Raw genomic sequence first — 18995 nt, 5'->3', positions numbered from 1 at the left:
GAGATACTCATGGTCGTTGATACGACACATGACTGCCCTCGACGACGTACGTGTACTGGATCTGACGAGGGTCCTCGGTGGTCCCTACTGTACGATGTTGCTCGCCGATCTCGGCGCTGACGTCGTGAAAATCGAACCGCCGGGCGGGGACTTCGTGCGCGAAACGCCACCGTTTCACGAGGCCGACGAGCGTTTCGGTGGCTACTTTCAGAGCGTTAACAGGGGAAAGCGAAGCCTCGAGCTCGATTTCGACGACGAAGCGGACCGAGCGGCGTTCCGGTCGCTCGTCGACGACGCGGACGTCGTCGTCGAGAACTATCGGGTCGGCACGATGGAGAAGTTCGACCTCGAGTACGAGCAGTTGGCCGAGCGGAACCCGCGACTCGTCTACGCCGCGATGCGTGGCTTCGGCGACCCGCGAACGGGCTCGAGTCCGAAACAGGACGAACCAGCGTTCGATCTCGTCGCCCAGGCGCTCGGCGGCGTCATGCACCAGACCGGACAGGCGGACGGCCCGCCGACGAAGGTCGGGTTCGGCGTCGGCGACATCTTCACCGGCGTGTTACACGCGGTCAACATCCTCGCCGCCCTCCACCACCGAGAGCGGACGGGCAGGGGACAGTTCGTCGATACGGCGATGTACGACGCGATGGTGAGTCTCGCCGAGCGGTCGGTCTACCAGTACTCCTACACCGACGAGGTGCCGGACCGAGACGGGAACTCCCATCCGACGCTGTTCCCGTACAACGCCTTCGAGGCCGACGACGGCTACGTCGTCATCGCCGCACTCACCGACGGTCACTGGCACGGCCTCTGCGAGGCGATGGAACGCCCCGGCTGGGTCGTCGAGTACTCGAGCGGTCCCGAACGTCTCGAAGCCCGGGACGACCTCCGACCGGCCATTGCAGAGTGGGTGGCCCGACGATCGGTCGCGGACGTTATCAACGCCCTTCGCGGGACGGTTCCCTGTGCACCCGTTCAGGACGTCGCCGACGTCTACGATTGCGATCACGTCTCCCAGCGCGAGATGCTGGTCGAGGCGGAGCTTCCGGGGACCGACGAAACCGTCACCATCGCCGGGACGCCGATCAAAATGGCCGAAACGCCGCCGACGCCGGGCGATCGAGCCCCTCTGCTCGACGAACACCGAAGCGAACTGCTCGAGCCGGCGGTCGGCCCCAGACCGGAGCCCGAGACGCAGACCGATCCGGAGCCACGAGACGGCGAGACGGGACGCGTCGGGCTCACCGACGGGAGCTTAGATGACGACTGAGACGCACGAGACGACCAATTGAAGAAGACACCATGGCAACAGAACACCACCGAACAAACGCCGATCCGAGGCGCGACGATCGAACCGACGAATCGACCGACACGACGGGACCCGAGACGACCGGCAGCGCCACCGCGGCGCAACCGGCCGCGGACGATCACTACGTGATCCGGCCGTACGAACCCGGCGACCGCGAGGACTTCCTCGAGCTGTACGAGCAGGTGCTGGGCGAGCGCGACGACGAGTGGTTCCGCTGGAAGTACGAGGCCAACCCCTACACCGACCACGTGCCGATGATCGTCGCGACCCACGAGGGGCGAGTCGTCGGGACGAAACCCTGTTTCGCCCTCGAGTTGCGCGCGGGCTCGAGGACGTTTCGGGGGCTTCAGCCGTCCGACGTGATGGTCCATCCGGACCACCGGCGGCGCGGGCTCTACTCCCGAACGACCGAGCGACTCAAAGAACGGTACCGGAACCGGGAGGCGGGGATGTTTTTCAACTTCCCCAATCCCGCGACGCTCTCGGGAAGCCTCAAACACGGCTGGCAGGTCGTCGAGAACGTCCCGACGTACTATCGCGTCCAGCGGCCGGACGGCATGCTCGACGTCGACGGCGAGCGACTGAAAACGCTCGCGAAAGGAACTCGCCCGGTTACTAGTGTGTATCATCGCGCACGTGCGAAGCGCAGAGGAAACGCCTCGAGTATCACGGTCAACAGGTTCGAGAACGTTCCCGCCGAACGGTTCGTCGACCTCTACGAGTCGGCCGTACCCGGAGCGATCCACGGACACCGCGACGAGCGCTTCTACGACTGGCGATTCGAGAACCCGCACTGGGCGTACGACGCCTATCTGGCGACCCGACACGGCGAGCCCGTCGCCGGCGTGATCACCGGAACGAAGACGGAAGACGGCTCACGGACGACCTGTCTCACCGACGTGGTTCCGCTGGGAACGACGCCGCATCGTCGAGACGGACTCTCCGAGATCCTCGAGCGAATCGTCGCCGATCGGCGCGGAGCGGACGTTCTCGCAGCGAGCGGGCGAGCGATCCCGCCGTCCCTGCTCACCGCGTTCGGGTTCCGTTCGGATCAGTCGCTCCCGCTCTCCCGGCTCACCCAACAGACGACGCAGGTCACCTATCCGCTCGCGGACGACGGCGGTCACGAGTGGACCGTCGCCGGCCGGGCCGTCACCGACCCGTCGAACTGGTCGATAACCTTCGCCGAGCAGGATACGTGGTGAGCGCGGAACCGCCGGTGAAACGGAGAAAATAGCGAAATACTCCTGACTGTTCGTCTCGTTTCACGCTCACACCCGATGGAGCCACTCGCCTCAAACGCGTTTTCGGCAGTCGTAGTTTCGCTATAGCTCGTCTCTCGAGGCCGAAAACGGCCACGTTACTCGGAAAGACGGTATTACGCGGCGAATTCTCCCCGTTTTTCGTTCATACATTCGTGAAAGAATGGCAGTATATTCTGATACATAGACCAACGTTAGAAATATATTCTGTAAATTTAACCCATACTAGCAAGGAAAAGTTTATGAATGAAAGCCCAGGTTACGCAAGTGTATGGCGCAGAACCCCCGTACGTCCGAATCGGACACTACGCCGACTGCAGGCCGTAACACCGGATTAACCCGCCGCAACTACGTGCGTTCGCTCGCGGCGGCCGCGACTGCGGCGACCACCCTAGGCGGAGTCGGTACCGCAGCCGCCCAGGACGATTACGAGGTTATCGAAGCCGGAAACCAGGAAATCACCGTCGGGAGCGGTGAAACCTGGGAGAACAAGCTCATCGATATGACGACCGGTCAGGACATCAGTATCACGACCCAAGGGAGTGACTGGACGGTCCGGAACGTCGGATTCGATGGAAAGAACAACTCCGGTGCCGGCACCGCCACGTTCGCCGTCTCCGACGCCGGTGGCACGAGCACCGTCGAGAACGTCTATCTCGGTGACGGCTCCGACGGGCGCAACGGTCGTTCGACCGGCCACGGACAGACCGCCTTCTGGGTCAACCCAGAACACTCCGGCCACATCGACTTTCAGAATCTCAACATTCAGGGCTTCGCGGACAACGCGATCTACGGCTCCGCACCCGGCAACGGCGGCGGTGGCACGCTCCACATCGACAGCAGTTTCGCCGCTAACTGCCGCGTCTCTCACTTCCGTCTCGCGACGGAAGGGAGCAAAGTGACGAACTCGAGCATCCTCGTCGACGACGAGGGCTACGCCGGCCGCGGTATCTGGGCGTGGGCCCCCGGAACGATCGAGATCGAAGACTGCCAGATCGAGATGAACGGACACCACACCGCGGTCGACGCGGGTGCCAACGGGCAGGGAACGACCGTCGTGCTCCAGAACACCGACTACGACGAGCAAGCCGGTATCGCAGAAACCGGCGGCTCGACCGTCGAACTCGGAGACGACACGGGAACCGACCCCGAAGCGTTCGTCCCGGACGGAACGCCGACCAGCGCCGAAGCGGCGGCTTCCGGCGGCAACTAACGAACCGACATATCAGCCCCCGCTGACGCAGCTTACCACAGCCACCCTCCACCGAATCCCCCGCTGACGTTTTTCCCTCCCCCCGCTGGCGCTTTTCCTCCACCCGCCGCCGTTGGTCCGTCGCCGCTTTTCCGTTTTTCGTGCCACCAGACTCGAGCACCGAACTCGGTTTCCAACACGTCGTTCCCGGCCGGGTGAAACCCGGTATTCGCGCGACCGATAGCTCGTCACGCGGGCACTCTCGAGTTCGGACGGCGGACGACGGCCCGTCCCACCTCGAAATCGGTCGAAATCAGGTGGTAATAGGTTATTACCGCTCGAGTGGCGAACGCCACAGCCCCCTCGAGAGGGACGGAGGTCCGAACGAACGCGGTAATACGCTATTAATCGCGGTAGCAGCGCCAGCGAGGACGTATAATCTTTCGTGTGAATACGTAGATAGTTTCCGTACTGTATATTCTGGTAGTAGATATTATACGTAAATTTTAAATAAAGTATAGGAGAAAGTTTATGGTGGTAGTATCAGATTACCCGATTGCATGGCACGCGAACCTTCGGTATCAAACGGCGATCGTTGCGTCGGCGGCGAAGAGCAGCCGACGAACCACGACGGTAATTCGGAATTACTCCATCGGCGATCATATATGAAGCTAGCCGGTGCAACGACCGCAGCAACGGCACTGTGGAGTACGGGTGCGGGCGCGAGCGACGGTGACTACGACGTCATCGAAGCGAGCGGACAGGTTATCAACATCGGCAACGAGACCTTCGAAAACAAACTCGTCGACGTCACGAACGGGAACGGTATCACGTTCGTCGTCAACGGCGCAGCGACCATCCGCAACATCGGGATCAAGGGGCTGTATCAGGGAGACGGCTTTATTTTCTCGATCACCGCCTCGAGCGGCACCGTCGAGTTCGAAAACGTATACATCGGCGACGGCGCGAACAAATCGGGCGCGGGCTTCGTTCACGGTCCGGGAGCGATCTTCTATCACACCAAGGCCGGCGCCGATGTCGTCTTCCGGGAATGCAACGTACAGGGCTACCCCAACAACGGCTGGTACTGTTCTAACAGCGCCAGCGGCGGGTCGATCACGTGGGAACGCTGTTTCGGCAAGAACAACGGCGTCACGACGTTCCGCGCCGCCAGTGGAAACGACACGCTCCGCGAGTGCGTCGCGTACAACGACGACACGGACTACTCGACCGACTACGGTAGCTGGGGCAACTACAGCGAAAGCTCCGGCCGACCCCTGTGGGTCTGGCAACCCGGCGGCTGTACCGTCGAGGACTGTCACTTCGACGCCGGCGGCTACGCGGCGGCCGTACTCACCCACCAGGGTGCCTCGGTCGCCCTCAGCGGCGGTGCCATCGCCGGCGGTACGCAGGGCAACGTCGACACCTCGAACGCCGGGAGCAATCCCGACCTCTCCATCCCCGACGGCGTCCCGACCGCCGCGGAGGCGGCCGCATCGGGAAACTCAACAAGCGAGAGCGGTAGCGCTACCACCAGTAGCACCGACCAGCCCTCAAACACTATCGTGTTCGACGGCAACGGCACGGCCGACGTGACCGACTACGAGTTCGTCGTCAGCGACGAGGTCGAAGCGAGTACCGACGACGGTGCGACGATCGACGCGGCGGCCACCGTCGACGGCACCCACGCACGGGGGACCGTCGTCGACCACCTCGACGCGTGGCGGTTCGAAGGCGAGATCGAACGGCTGAGCCTCGACGGCGACGCCACGGTTCGCGTCAACGGAACCGAAGTCGACCCCGACGAGTTCGACGACCTTCTCGAGCACGTCATCCTCTTCGACGGCGACGACTCAGACGTCACTCGCTACGAGTTCGAGATCGACGGCGAGCTCGAGCCGTCGAACTACGAGGGCGCGACGATCGACGACGACGTCGAGATCGACGGCACGCTCGCTCACGGCGTCGTCGCAGACTGGAAGGACGCCTTCCGATTCAGCGGCGACCTGGAGGAACTCACCGTCGACGGCCCGGCAACCGTACTGGTCGACGGCGAGGAGATCGATCCCGCAGACTACGGCGAGGAGCTTCCCCACGTCCTCGAGATCGAGGGTGACGGCTCGCCGACGAGTTTCGAGATCACGGTCGAGGGAACGATCGAACTCGACGGAGACGGCGCTCCCGAAGACGAAGCGACGATGATCTCGGGCTCGACGGTTCAGAGTTCGGTCACCGACGGAACGCAGACGTTCCGGTTCTCAGGTGCGCTGACCGACGTGACCCTCATCGACGGCGAGGCCGAGATCAGCCTCGACGGCGAGGAGATCGATCCCGCCGACTACGGCGAGCACGAAGTGCTCCCCCACGCGCTCGTTATCGACGGCACCGAAGCCGAGGAGCCGAGCGCGTACTCCTTCGAGGCCAGCGGCCCGGTCGTCGAGTCCACCTGTCGAGACGCCAGGATCGAGGAAGACGACGTCATCGAGGGGAAAACCGTTCGCGGCGTCGCCGGCAACTGGCTCGACGCCTACTGGTTCGACGGCGAACTCGCGGAGTTCACGATCCGCGGCGACGCAGCGGTCGACGTACAGTACAACGTCCGCGATCAGTAACGACGATCGACGGTACACGCCGGGTGGCCGTGCGATCCCGCGCGGATCGGTCACACCGCTGCTCAGCGGTATCTCTCGAGGAACAACGCCAGCGGCGGCCGCGACGTGCAGTGTCGAAACGTAGTGCCGCCGTCGTGGAAGCTGTAGGATGGCACCCGGCGAGTCGACGGCGTGTGAGCCAGCGTCGTGACGACCGCTCTCGAGGGAGGCGTCCCTCGACAGCGTGATACCGGTCCTCCGAGCGGATCGACGGTCCACAGAATTGCCGAACCGCCGGAGCCGACGACGAGACGGTCGGAGGCGATCCGAGAGGGATCGAAAGCGGTGCGTACGGAGAGCGGCAGCTGTCGAGAATCGGGTTCGAGAGTAAGTGGCTCCCGCGCCTGAAACGGGAACAGATGCTGGCACGCGAACTGCTCCGGTAGTAGCTGACGGTCGTCGGGAGCCAGTCGTCCGTTCGAGAGCCGTGATTAAAAGTCCTTCCTACCATCAGTAGTCGTGAAAACGATCGTCGTCACTGCGTGCGGTATACACGCACTCGAACCATCGAAGCTGTCAGCGGAGCCGTCGATCCCGTTCCACCAGAACAGTTACTTGATGCGTGACAGTTTTCCGTCGACGGTTCGCTCCTGCTCTCGGTTCGTCACGACGTGTGCAACCGAGAGGAGGAAAAACGAGACGACGACGATTCCAGCGAGTCCGAAGGTTGGGATAGCCGACAGCGGCGGGAGACCGAGAAAGGCCCCGGTAACGACCGCCGCGCCAACGACGCTGAGCGTCGCGTACCATCGGTCCCACCGATCCTGTCGATGCGTATCCGTATCGAGGTACATCATCAACAGGTCGGCGTTGTCCGCGAGCGAGATCAACCCTCTATCCTGATCGTACTCGACGATGCCGGCATCGTCCATCTTCGGGAGATGGGTCTGGTAGAGCGCGACGTATACTCGCTTTCGCTGATCGGAACTGAGCGCGCTCACGTCGGTATCGTTCTCCCACGCGGCGATCTGTTCGGCGAGTTCACCGAGGGTTACTGTCTCCTCGGCCTCGAGTAGGTACGCGAGTACTTCTCGACGACGTCGGTTTTTCAGGAGCTCGAAAATGACGTCCTTCGAGAGTCGCTGCTCCTCATCCGAATCAGCCACCGATGCGATCTCGTCGGGAAGCGAGGTATCGATGGATGACATTATGCACTACCTCCAACTGTTGGAGTCCCATTCGAGCCACATTCGAGGCAGGTTTCGAATACGGAACAACTGCCATACTGTCGGGTCGACGGGAGCCACATTGTTCTCAATCGGCAAGTCGCAGTCACGGTTGACACACCAAGTTGTACACCAATACTGACACTCTTAAGGACAGCCACGTTTCGCACCGGCTGCAAAGCAGGTACAGGCCGACTACCTGGGCCGCGTCGTGACCACCTGCGGCGGCGGCGAGATACTCGACCGCGACGGTGATCGGACGCGGTCAGTATCAAGCGATTGTCCACAGATATTGGCCGCATACGTGTGGAACAGCTGTGAAGAGGGTGAAACATGGACTGAAGGGCGAAGTTACGACACGACACTGGTACGGAACGTTTGCTGCCTGCGACATAAAGTCGAACGACAGTTCGGCCCCGAAAGGCGATTTTACGGAAAGAATTCGGGGTTTACGGAGCGTTCACGTCGAAACCGAAATCGCGTCGCATCGGCTGGGTTTCCGGAGTTCATGACAGTTCAAGGACAGTACAACGGCGTGTCGTCCGGCGATTACCGATGGGGCGCGGAACCGACGCGATTCAGCCGACTCCCTCGGACGGGTAGGACGGCGACACGTCGCCCGTCTCGTCTGCGTCTCGTACGTCTGCGGCCGAAACAGTAAGTCGGCGTTTCTCGCGAAACCATGTGAACCCCTTACAGTGCGGGCAAAGATTCATCTACTACTGATGACGCGGTCCATCATTGAACACACCAAGAACGAATCAGCGAAGACAGAGCCCGGGCTCTGTCCCGACTGCGAAACCGATACGATCATCCACGACCCGGACCGCGGCGAGCGAGTCTGCAAGGAGTGCGGACTCGTCCTCACCGAGGATCCGATCGACTACGGTCCGGAGTGGCGGGCGTTCAACGCCCAAGAACACGACGAACTCTCTCGAGTCGGCGCGCCGCTTACGCAATCGATGCACGACCGAGGGCTGACGACGACGATCGACTGGCGTAACAAAGACGCCAACGGCCACTCGATGTCGGCCGACAAACACGGCCAGCTTCATCGGCTTCGCGTCTGGCAAGAACGGATCAGAACGAAAAACGCCGGCGAACGCAACCTCAAGTACGCCCTCTCGGAGATCGACCGGATGGTCAGCGCGCTGGGCGTCCCGAAACCCGTCAAGGAGACCGCAAGCGTCATCTACCGACAGGCGCTCGACCAGGATCTCATACGGGGTCGGTCGATCGAAGGCGTCGCGACCAGCGCGCTCTACACCGCGTGTCGAAAGGAGGGCATTCCGCGCAGTCTCGAGGAAGTAACCTCCGTTTCACGGGTCGATCAGCGAGAGATCGGCCGGACGTACCGGTACATCGCCGACGAACTCAGCATCAATTTGGAGCCGACGAACCCGCGACAGTTCGTCCCGCGGTTCTGCTCCGAACTCGACGTCAGCAAAGACGTCGAAACGAAAGCCATCGAGATCATCGATCAGACGACGGAACAGGGACTCCACTCGGGGAAATCGCCGACCGGATTCGCCGCCGCAGCCATCTACGCCGCCGGACTCCTCTGTGACGAGACGATCCCGCAGCGAGCGGTCGCCGACACCGCACAGACGACGGTCGTCACCGTGCGGAATCGGTATCGCGAGCAGCTCGAGGCGATCGATCAACAGCCGGCGGTGTGATCACATGATCGAGCGCTCTTCTTCCGTCCGGTCCGTATAGAGATCCTGATCCGCGAGCGCGTGGAGATTCGTGTACGGCACGAACGCGATGAACGCGTCGTCGTCGTCGTAGAGTTCGACGCCGTTCTCGGTGTGGTCATACCGCTCGCAGTCGATCTGTCCTTCCGGAAGGATTGCACGATACATGCGTTTCTAGAGGAGCGCCAGCCAGATATAATTAAACGGTAGCCGGAACGGCGAGACGCTCGTCGGTGAACACCGCCTCGAGAACGGTGCCCGCCGCCCGGCTATGACGGGGAACGAACCGCGCGCGTCGGCATCCGTGCCCGCCGCAACGTCAGGAACCGGGCCGCTCCTGCGACGCCCGTGGACGGCTGTCGTCTCCGGACAGCGCGGTGTCGGTGTCCCCCGACTCCGACCGCCGAGGACCGCTCGAGCGGTGGACGCACAGCTATCCACAGGGCACACACCCGACCGCGGCCGCGTGATCGCGCGGTCGGTGAGAGTTTTCGAGGGGGTGGTGATCCCGGAGACGGTCCTATCCGTGGACGTCAGCTGTCCCCGTATCCGTCGCGTCGCGCTCCTCGGTTCGTCTCGACTCGCCGGGGAACGCCGCATCCGTCGGGAGGATCACCCGTCGTTCGGTGTACTCGAGTCCGTTCTTGCGTTCAGTTCGTCTGCGTACCGCGAGCCGGTTCTTCGACAGATCCAGGAGGGCATCGATCGTTCGCGAGACCAACTTCTTCGCGTAGCTCTCGCTAACGCCGGGCTCCTGCCTACGGATCCAGTGTCTGAGATCGCTGGCCGTGACGAACTCGTCGACGTCTTTACACCCCCGTTCCCACGGATTATCGCCGACGCTCGGATCGGTTCGCGACTGCCAGAGCGACGCCGCCAACCGCGTCGGCAGCGCGTTCGCGGCTGCACGACGCCGCTCGTCGTCCATCCGCGCGAGTTGCTGAATCGGGAGCAGGTCGCCGTAGGCGAGCGAGACGTCACCGCCGCGCTCGAGCGGATCGGCGCTCTCCGGGAGCCGATAGTAGGTCGTCCCGCCCGCTTTCTCGATTCGTTCGAGACGGCCGTCCGGGACGGTGACGGCGCGTACGTCGACGCGCTCCGCGCGGAGGTGCGCCCCCTTCTCGAGTTCGCGAGACTGTAGCTCCGCGATCCGCTCCTTGTTCGCACCGGCTTTGTTGAGCGAGGCGTCGGCGACGCTCTCGAGTCGCTCCGTTTCGGCTTCGAGATCCTCGGTCCGCGTTTCGAGTCGCTCGAGGGCCGCGATGCGGTCGTCCTTGCGCTCGAGTTCGGCCTCGAGCGAATCGAGACGCTCGCGGAGCCGCTCGAAGTCGCTGTCTCGATCGCTCTGGGATTGCTGGCTGGCTGTCGATTCGTCCGTCTCGGCTGCGATCGGTGTTGGCATTGGGCTGTCGAATGGGAAGGTGGTTACACGACGATACGGGAGGGCGTCGCCGTCGGTGATCGACTCCCGGGCGCGGTTGCCCGCGTCCGACTGCGAACGCCCGTGCGTGAGCGGCCGGCCGCGGGCGAGATGGTCGGCGTCGTCCGCGCCGGGAGTCGTCACTCGGGCGGCGGATCGTCGGCGTCGGCGCGGGAGCGATGGTCGCCCGCGTCACCGTCGGTGCGAGAACGAAGCGTGACCAGCAGCGGATTGATCTGGGCGCGGATCTCCCGCAGGCGACGCCTCGCGTGGGCGCGCGTCTCGTCGTCGAACGCCTCCGCGTCGGGGATCGACTCGAGGAGGAATGCCGCGCGGGTATCGAGCGCCTCGAGGTGGTCGAGATACCGCTCGGTGGTCATCGCCTCGGAAGGAGTGGACGAATCGGGGCTCCCGGAATCGTCGCTCACGGCTCGGCCCCCGCGTCGCGTTCGCGGTCGGGTTCGAGGCGCGGATCGTCGGCCGCGTCGACGAGCAACACGCCGGGCCGGTCGTCGATCACCGCGAGATCGTAGACGCGAACCGAATCGGCGGGCTCGAGCCCGAGTTCGGCCACGGCGACCCGTCCGACGGTGATTCGAGCGGCGTCGTGGCGATTGCACAGCGCGTACGCGGTGAACGGCTCCGTCGACTCGGCCGCGGGAACGAGCGCGACGCCGTCCTCGTGCGCGATGGCGTGGACTCGAGACCGATCGTTCCAGTCCCGGTCGCCGAGCACGGCGGTCGAAAGCGTGACCGTCCGGCCGGGGCTGACGGCGTGCGTGCCGAGGTAGCCCCGGCCCGTGGGGACGACGTAGTCGGTCATCGGCGAGCACCTCGGCGGATCTCGAGGAGAAACGCGTCTTCGCCGGCGACGAAGCACGCGTCGCGGCCGAGAAGCGGGAGTTCGACGGCTTCGTCGTCCGGATTGATCGCGTGGCGAGTTGGTTCGTCGTGGTCACTACCTACGTGGTTGTCATCCGATACATCTGGCTCGTGAACCCTACAGTTATGGGCTCGGAGGCTATCTTGTCGCATGGCTTCTAGAATCCCTAGAGAGGATCGGAAGCCGCGTCCGACGTGCTCCAACACGTTGGGCACTTCTCGATGAGTCCCCAATAGACCGGCTTCCATACAACCCATAGCAGGTCGGCATTAAATAAGTTAATCACTATCTCTGAGTTTAGGCGCTATATCTCTAATCAGAGGATAGAAACTACTGAGTGTTTCATACACATCGCAGGGCATATGAGCACAGTCAGAGATACCGAGAACGTGGTTCGACAACCTGCGGAGTGGATGCAGCCCGTCGACGACCGAATACTCGAGATCTTCCGCGAACGCGGAAATCTCACCCCTGCAGCAGTCGAGGAATTCGGTGGCCCCTCAAGTAGCCACGCCAGCCGCAGGTGCAAACAACTCGCTCGGTACGGCCTTCTCGAGCAAATCGTGACCGGCCTCTATACGATCACCGACGAGGGTGAGGCGTATCTTGATGAAGAACTCGACGCGAGCGAACTCGACGCTTCGACCGACGCGTCGTGACGAGATTTCGTCACCCAATCTACGGCTTCAAAACCGTCTCGTGAACACGGAATTTATCCCGTACTGATTAGAATTGTTGATTGTATCTCATTTGGGAAGGATTATGAGTGCATGAGCGTGTCTCAAGTGAGATCAGCGGTTGAAAGATGTGCACACGAATAATCCATGCTCGTGTGTATATACGGAAGACCAAACTATTCTATGTGTAACTCCAGGAAGTTGTATCAAAACAGTGCTTCCGGAAGTTCTATTCAGTCAGAGTTCGCCTGGATATCACGGTAAGTACAGGGGCTTCTTTGAACACACGAAAAGCAACATTGTGATGTGCCTCGAATATACATTCTATCTAATGACATCACTTCTAATTGCAGGGGGGCAAGTTCTGCGTCCCGATATGACGGTCTCTCAAGCAGATGTACTGATTGATCAAGATAGCGGTTTGATTGACAAGATTGGCTCTGGTCTTACAGCAGAGAACATTCTCCAGGCCTCCAACTCGCTAGTGACTCCTGGTTTTGTTAACGGCCATTCTCATGTTCCAATGGTATTGCTTCGAGGGTATGCAGATGATAAGCCACTGGACCGCTGGCTTGAAGAAGATATTTGGCCAGCTGAAAGCACAATGACCGCAGACGATGTTCATACCGGAGCAAAACTCGGCTTGTTAGAAATGATCAAGTCTGGAACAACTGGTTTTGCGGACATGTACTTCCATGTGCCCGAAATCGTTAATGCGGTTGATCAAGCTGGAGTACGAGCCCTACTGGGCCACGGGATTGTAACGACTGGGAAGGACGATGATAATGCATTAGCAGATGTCGAAAAAAGCCTTGAGTTCGCACAAAAGTATGATGGTGCGGCAGAAGGGCGAATCTCAACTGCGTTTATGCCACATTCTTTGGTCACTGTGGGAAGTGAATACCTTGAGGAGTTCGTCCCTCGGGTCCGTGAAGCAGGTATTCCAATCCACTATCATGCTAATGAGACTCTGAACGAAGTCACACCAGTAGTCAATAACCATGGTATTCGCCCACTCGATTATGCCGCAGATCACGGGATGTTGGAACCTCAAGATTTCGTCGCCCATGGAGTACATGTTGATGAGCAGGAGATCAACCTCTTAGCTGAGGCAGGAACAAGTGTAATCCATTGTCCAGCTTCTAATATGAAGTTGGCCAGCGGTATGGCTCCGATCCAGCGTATGATGGATGCAGGAGTGACGGTCGGTCTTGGAACAGATGGTGCAGCTGCAAACAATGACCTATCGTTATTAGATGAGGGTCGTGATGCTGCAATGCTCGGTAAAATTGCTGCTAATGACGCGAGCGCCGTTCCGGCAGAGATGGTAGTTCAAATGATGACTCAAGGGAGTGCTTCAGCACTTGGCTTTCATTCAGGAGTGATTGAAGAGGGAGAACCAGCTGATTTAGCCGTCATTGATCTTGAGAAGCCACACTTGACGCCTCGGCACGATTTAGTAAGTCATCTAGCTTACGCAGCAGTTGGGGGCGATGTGAGGCATACGATCTGTAATGGACGAATCCTCATGCGTGACCGTGAAGTACTAACTCTTGAAGAGGAATCGATTGTAGAGCAAGCACAACAGACTGCCGATTCATTAGTCTCTCGCGTTTCAAGCTGATGTTCAGTACGCACCTGTAGTGAGCGAAAGAAGAAGGTTCCACTGTCTACCTCCTAAGCGGACTCGACAACATCGGTTATCGAGGTCCCACTACTCTGTACCAGCCGGTATACCCAGCGTAAGTCCCTGTATCGGCCAGTCTAATTTTTCGCTAGCGCGGCGCGCGCTCTGCGCGCCGCGCAATTACCTTGCCCCCTTAGGGGGCATCTCGTGACCATGAATCGGGAATTATGGAGTTTTTCGGTAACGGGAACTCCGATTGTCTATTAAGAAGACACCGGAGACCGTCCCAATCGGCGCGGTTGAAGTCCCGATCTCGATGGCAGCTGCCACGATATGAAAACAGTCGATTATCGCTCGTATTCATATTCGGAAAATCGATTCTCTCAACAGGTGAAGACCAGTGGTAGGGATTGAGCCAGAGAAAAGCATCAGGATTTATCGTTAGCTGATCAGTCTTATATCTATAATCTTCTACCTGCTTTTACATCTGTAAGGTATTGTTCAACTGTGGAAGGTGATACTTTAAGAATTTCTGCAATATTGCCGATTGACTTGAGATGTACACTATAGAGGTATGAAGCAATAGCCGCCTTTCCCTCACGTGCTACTTTTATTGGAATCACGTCCTGATCCACGATATCTACACCGTCAATTGCCAGCCAAAGACTTTCAAATATATCAGCCCGGCGCTTTGCTTTGTATTCATCAAAAGACACAAAATAGTAGCTCTCACCATCTAGTCTCTTGTGAACAGTTTCACCCCAGCCATGACTTATCTGTTCAGATACAACTGTGACCATATACTACACGTATACAGCATACATAATGTATATTACTATACGAATCTTTGGCAAAGAAATAAAGAATGATCGGATGTGTCAAATAACTTATATCGGTGCAGTCCTGCGATTTTGAAGTGTTAGGATTTATTAAGGATGTACGCTTTTATATTTGAATCTGCTCTGATTAGACAGAGCGAAAGACAGGTAGCGGACCTATACCACACGAATATGTGGGACTAGCGGAAGAATGATGAGAGATATCTTTCGCTCTGCTAAAGTGAAAACATGAGTGAAAATCCAGGGTACACAGTCTTTGCAGTCATCGTAATCGCTGCGGTTGGAATAATCCCGATTATGATGCTGCTTGGTATCGAAATAACAGGCTACATCCAAAATATACTGGCAGATATAGTGATATTCGGGTTCGTACTGGGTATCATTATCGCTGCAACCGTAACAGTCGGCAGATAAAATAGATAAAGTATTATTTCCGCGGCCAGCTTGAGCGCATGGTTTTCAGTGGGTGTTTCTCACTGGTCACGAGCAAGTTCGACGAGTGCGAAGACGATCAGTAAATTATCTTGAGGACGGCGCATCACGCCGGTGGTGGCTTCGTTATTGTATTTAAACGTGCGTACCCCTCCTAAGTGGACTCGACAACACCGGTTACTGAGGTCCCACCCATCATTACCAGTAGGCCCTGTTTCCTGTGGATCAACTGGAGATCGTGCGGAAATGGGGTGGGGCGCTGTAATTTTTTGGCTCAGTCCCCTTGGGGACACCCGCCAAGGGGGCTTTCGCGCGAAGCGCGAAACGACCCCGCCGGCGTTGCGGTGCGATCGCGGTGGCGGCCCCGGCCTCGAGGGCTCGACTACAACCAGATTTGTCTAAGCAGCCGTGTTAGTCAAGTGTATTTGCATAAAACAGTCAAAACGACAGCGTTGCCACTACGCTGGCCGGTTCACCGATCGGCGACAGCGCCGACGAATCCGGTTTCAGTTCCGCCGCCGGGAGTCCTCCAGGTCAACTCGGCACCACGGAGTACCGTCGGATCGTTCCCCGACTTCGACCACTTCTCGAGGGCCTCCGCGGCGATCGTGCCGAGGTTCTCGAAGCTATCAGCCTTCAACTGCGAGAGAATCGTATCGACTCGCATCCGTCGGGGTTCGCCGTTCTCGTCGAACTCGAGGTCGGCACCGTTCTCAGTGAGCCACTGCTGGAAGGGCGACAGTTCCGCGACGTGATCGGCCAGCCCCATGATGTGCTGCATCCGATCGGCATAGCTCTCGATCGCGTACTCGGCGGACTCGGCGAGCGCTCGAAGTTCCTCGCGGTACTTCCGGGCGCGGAACGACACGTCGCCCTGGTCTAACTCGAATATCTCACCGAGGTCCTGTATCGCTCGGTAGATCGTCGCCGGGTGTTTCCCCAGCTGGTCGGCGAGATCGTCGACCGTCGCCCCGCCGTCGGTCGCGACCGTCTCGGTGACGTCCCGAGCAGTCTCGCCCATATCCCGAAGCGTCGTCATCAACAGGTGGTCCGACTTCGCCTCGAGGCGCGGCGTCGGGTCCTCGTAGAGTTCCACCAGGTCGTCTCGAGCAACGGCGTCGAAATGGTCGTCGGCGATGTACACGCCGTTTCCGTCGGGACCGAGCGGAATGTCTTCCCAGTGAAGCGCGTTCAGTAGCGTCTCTTCGATCTGCTCGGTCACCTCGTGGCGATCGGCCCATGCCCATGCCTCGCCGTCGTTCCTCGCCTTGTTCACCAGTACCTCTACTTTCGGGTGATAGGATGGGTGATTTTTCGATACCGCGTCCGGGTCCTTCAGCTGGTAGATTTCGAACTTCCGACCGTAGGTATGGCCCGGCATGAGTTTCCCCGCTGACGCTGGATTCAGGAACAACCGATTCTGGTGGTTGATCGTTTCCTCGTTGTCGATGTGCAACTCTGCCTTCACGCCCTTGAGGTCGGAGAGATAAAGCGCGACCTTCTGGAGTACACCGGCCGACGAGAGCTTTTCCGCCCACTCGCGACAGATTCGAACGTAGCGCTCGTACGCCCACATTCGACTCGCCGCGTGCGGTTCGGTTCGGAAATACTCGGAATGAATCCGCTCGTTGGCGTGCTCGAAGATGGCCGCGAAGAACTCCGGTAGCAACTCGAGACCGCGCTCGGCTTCGATGTTGCTGGTGTGGAACTCGACGTCCACACCGTCGACCTCGCCCACCTGATTTTCCCAGGGGAGTTGTATCGAATCACCAGTTTCCCAGTGGCGCATGTTCGGAAACCGCGGCGAGATATTGAATGACGCCTTTCGCTTGCCGCGCCCACGGCCCACAATATCCCATTCGTACAGTCGCTCGGCATTGATCCCGTCCGACAGCCGCGGCGCGAATCCGGATTTGCTGTAACTGACTTTGATGAGCCAGGGCTCGCCGTCGACTTCGATGTTCAGTTCAAGATACCCTTCGAACGGCGGACCGAGCATCACCGAGGACAGCGCATCGTACGGCCCGCGGCCCCAGTCGGGCCACTTCCAACGACCCTCGATCTCGTGAGGCGTCGTCTCGACTTGCGACACGACTACTCACCGTCCTCCGACTCGAGCAATCCGGTCAGTACAGCCACCGGATTCCACCACGTCGCCCCCTGGCACGGGTAGCAGATGTGTTTGAACGACGTGCAGTCCGTCGCCTCGAGGGTCGTCGGATCGACGTGCGGATGTTGATCCATTTCTTCGGGACGGGCGCGTTTGACTCGCGTCCGCCCACAGCCCACGCAAATCGCGTCGACGGGAATTCCGGTTCGGCCAGCTGCCGAACTCGAGAGTTCGGCCTCGAGGTCGCGATCGTCGTGATTGGCGTCGGCACTCATCGCGACTCACCGACGGTTACCGACGGGTCGACGCCCGCCGGATCGATTACGTGCGACCACGCGAGTTTCGCGACTTCCTGTTCGGAGCGCGACCCGCCGACGTCGTACCACCGCCCGGCCAGCAACTCGTCGACGAGCGTCGCCGGCACGATCGCGCGGGCCACCTGGGGCAGCCCCGGCCGCGGGAGATAGACGACGAGCAGGTACATCCCGGCCGCCTCGAGCAGCTGCTCGTGAGCAGCGCGTTTGACGTAGAACCGGCCGCGAGTCGTGCGGTCACCGTTGCTCGTCTCGATCTGGCAGCCTTTGATCTCGATCGGCGTCTCGGGCTCGACGAGTACGATTCCGAAAAACGTCAGCGATCGACTCGCCTCGAGGAGCGTCGATGTCTTCGCGTCGTGCCAGGTCGCGGTGTGATCGCTCACGTACTCCAGGGCGTCGATGGTCTGAATGAGCACCGCCTCGAGGGCGTCACCGCTTGCTTTCGAACTCTCGAGGGCGGACGTCCGCGAACTCATAGCGGTCCCTCCCGCGCATCACGAACGTCGCGCGTGCAGTCGGAGCACAGTCGTCGGATTCCGTTGATACGATCACCGCACCGCTCGCACTCGTCAGATTCGACGAGGCGGCTCATCGCGAACCCCCGTCGTCGGGTTCAGTATCCGGCCTTACATACCGCGCAGGAACCGGGACCCATCGAGTCTCGCCGTCGCGGAACTCGATTTGGATACCGGCCATGCTGCTGTTGAACCCAGGGGCGTTAGGGCCGTGACAGTTGGACGGGAACGTGAGGTTACAGTCGGCGCATGACCATCCGAACGCTTCTGCCTCCGTATCTGGTAGCGGTTTGCCGCCGGATTTGGTGTGACCGACGTAGCACCCACAGTCGGGACACATCGGCTTTCGGCCATCCCGCTCGAGCCGCGTGATTTCCCGCTCGTCCGGCTTCCGAAATAGCGAGGCTTGGTCAGTACCGCTCGAGAAACCACCATCAGTCCGAATCTCTCGCTGCTCGAGCGCGCGTCGAACCTGCTCGTCGCTCGCTTGATGGGCCGGATGGGCTATGGGCGTCCGACTATCGACGTTATACAGCCGACTCGCCGGGACGAACGAATCGTCACACATCGGCCTCACCTCCGTGACGGCCGGGCGACGTCTCCGGATCAGGAATCGAAAGGTCGACGCCGGCGGCGGACCCGCGGGTCAGCCGTCGATAGCTGTCACAGTCGCCGCAACGGTGGACCTGATCGTCGTTGTCACCGTAGACGCGGCAGAACTGGCTCGTGACGTACGCACCGCAGTGACGGCACGTCGTTTCGTTGCTGGCCGACGGCCATGGGGCGATCGTCACGCCGACCACCTCCAGAAAGCGACCGCTAAGTAATGTGAGAACGGTAGGTGTGAAGCGGCAAAACGCGCCGCTTCACTTTTATACAGTATGGGATCGCCCGG

Annotated in this window: 18 protein-coding genes; 8 read left to right on the top strand and 10 right to left on the bottom strand. The window is 60.1% G+C overall.

The window, feature by feature from the left end:
* Positions 1-28 precede the first annotated feature (28 nt).
* From mct to DWB23_RS22080, 4 genes are all read left to right on the top strand, one after another.
* Entirely contained in the window at positions 29-1273 is a 1245-nt protein-coding gene (gene mct / locus DWB23_RS22095) for a succinyl-CoA:mesaconate CoA-transferase (RefSeq protein ID WP_121744940.1), read from the top strand.
* A 32-nt stretch (positions 1274-1305) separates the two neighbouring features.
* On the top strand, positions 1306-2517 hold the full coding sequence (locus DWB23_RS22090) for a GNAT family N-acetyltransferase (protein WP_121744939.1): 1212 nt from the start codon (positions 1306-1308) through the stop codon (positions 2515-2517).
* Positions 2518-2845: 328 nt separating this feature from the next.
* Positions 2846-3787, top strand: a complete 942-nt coding sequence (locus DWB23_RS22085) for a hypothetical protein (protein ID WP_121744938.1) — start codon at positions 2846-2848, stop codon at positions 3785-3787.
* Between the two features lie 539 nt (positions 3788-4326).
* Positions 4327-6378 (top strand): hypothetical protein, encoded by a 2052-nt coding sequence (locus DWB23_RS22080; protein ID WP_121744937.1) that lies wholly within the window; start codon positions 4327-4329, stop codon positions 6376-6378.
* 590 nt (positions 6379-6968) lie between these two features.
* Here DWB23_RS22080 and DWB23_RS22075 read toward each other — a convergent pair.
* On the bottom strand, positions 6969-7565 hold the full coding sequence (locus DWB23_RS22075; RefSeq protein ID WP_121744936.1) for a DUF7344 domain-containing protein: 597 nt from the start codon (positions 7563-7565) through the stop codon (positions 6969-6971).
* A gap of 743 nt (positions 7566-8308) precedes the next feature.
* Here DWB23_RS22075 and DWB23_RS22070 point away from each other — a divergent pair.
* Positions 8309-9262 (top strand): transcription initiation factor IIB, encoded by a 954-nt coding sequence (locus DWB23_RS22070; RefSeq protein WP_121744935.1) that lies wholly within the window; start codon positions 8309-8311, stop codon positions 9260-9262.
* Here DWB23_RS22070 and DWB23_RS22065 read toward each other — a convergent pair whose 3' ends face one another.
* From DWB23_RS22065 to DWB23_RS22050, 4 genes are all read right to left on the bottom strand, one after another.
* Positions 9263-9448, bottom strand: a complete 186-nt coding sequence (locus DWB23_RS22065) for a hypothetical protein (RefSeq protein WP_121744934.1) — start codon at positions 9446-9448, stop codon at positions 9263-9265. It abuts the gene before it with no gap.
* A gap of 352 nt (positions 9449-9800) precedes the next feature.
* On the bottom strand, positions 9801-10682 hold the full coding sequence (locus DWB23_RS22060) for a hypothetical protein (protein WP_121745044.1): 882 nt from the start codon (positions 10680-10682) through the stop codon (positions 9801-9803).
* A gap of 158 nt (positions 10683-10840) precedes the next feature.
* Complete coding sequence (locus DWB23_RS22055) at positions 10841-11128, bottom strand: hypothetical protein (RefSeq protein ID WP_238717552.1); 288 nt, start codon at positions 11126-11128, stop codon at positions 10841-10843.
* A complete protein-coding gene (locus tag DWB23_RS22050; RefSeq protein ID WP_121744933.1) occupies positions 11125-11523 on the bottom strand; it encodes a hypothetical protein in 399 nt (132 codons plus the stop codon). Before DWB23_RS22050 ends, DWB23_RS22055 begins: the two co-directional genes overlap by 4 nt.
* Before the next feature lie 422 nt (positions 11524-11945).
* Between DWB23_RS22050 and DWB23_RS22040 the strand changes: the two genes are divergently transcribed.
* Together DWB23_RS22040 and DWB23_RS22035 are read left to right on the top strand one after the other, a co-directional pair.
* A complete protein-coding gene (locus tag DWB23_RS22040; RefSeq protein ID WP_121744931.1) occupies positions 11946-12242 on the top strand; it encodes an ArsR family transcriptional regulator in 297 nt (98 codons plus the stop codon).
* Positions 12243-12591: 349 nt separating this feature from the next.
* Positions 12592-13884 (top strand): amidohydrolase, encoded by a 1293-nt coding sequence (locus DWB23_RS22035; protein WP_121745042.1) that lies wholly within the window; start codon positions 12592-12594, stop codon positions 13882-13884.
* 464 nt (positions 13885-14348) lie between these two features.
* Here DWB23_RS22035 and DWB23_RS23345 read toward each other — a convergent pair whose 3' ends face one another.
* Positions 14349-14687 (bottom strand): hypothetical protein, encoded by a 339-nt coding sequence (locus DWB23_RS23345; RefSeq protein WP_162989935.1) that lies wholly within the window; start codon positions 14685-14687, stop codon positions 14349-14351.
* Between the two features lie 267 nt (positions 14688-14954).
* Between DWB23_RS23345 and DWB23_RS23340 the strand changes: the two genes are divergently transcribed.
* Entirely contained in the window at positions 14955-15140 is a 186-nt protein-coding gene (locus DWB23_RS23340; protein WP_137288072.1) for a hypothetical protein, read from the top strand.
* 490 nt (positions 15141-15630) lie between these two features.
* On the opposite strand, the gene DWB23_RS22030 is transcribed toward DWB23_RS23340, so the two are convergent.
* The 4 genes from DWB23_RS22030 to DWB23_RS22010 all read right to left on the bottom strand — a co-directional run bounded on the left by DWB23_RS22030 (position 15631) and on the right by DWB23_RS22010 (position 18903).
* Positions 15631-17250 (bottom strand): DUF7845 domain-containing protein, encoded by a 1620-nt coding sequence (locus tag DWB23_RS22030; RefSeq protein WP_121743870.1) that lies wholly within the window; start codon positions 17248-17250, stop codon positions 15631-15633.
* 2 nt (positions 17251-17252) lie between these two features.
* Positions 17253-17543 carry a hypothetical protein gene (locus DWB23_RS22025; protein WP_121743869.1) on the bottom strand — a complete coding sequence of 97 codons (291 nt, stop codon included), beginning with the start codon at positions 17541-17543 and terminating at the stop codon, positions 17253-17255.
* Complete coding sequence (locus DWB23_RS22020) at positions 17540-18061, bottom strand: hypothetical protein (RefSeq protein ID WP_121743868.1); 522 nt, start codon at positions 18059-18061, stop codon at positions 17540-17542. Before DWB23_RS22020 ends, DWB23_RS22025 begins: the two co-directional genes overlap by 4 nt.
* Before the next feature lie 599 nt (positions 18062-18660).
* Positions 18661-18903, bottom strand: a complete 243-nt coding sequence (locus tag DWB23_RS22010; RefSeq protein WP_121743866.1) for a DUF7563 family protein — start codon at positions 18901-18903, stop codon at positions 18661-18663.
* Positions 18904-18995 lie beyond the last annotated feature (92 nt).

This window comes from Natronorubrum halophilum (assembly GCF_003670115.1).
Classification (GTDB): domain Archaea; phylum Halobacteriota; class Halobacteria; order Halobacteriales; family Natrialbaceae; genus Natronorubrum; species Natronorubrum halophilum.
Note: the sequence above shows the minus strand (reverse complement) of the source record. Positions and strands in the feature narration are given on the sequence as shown.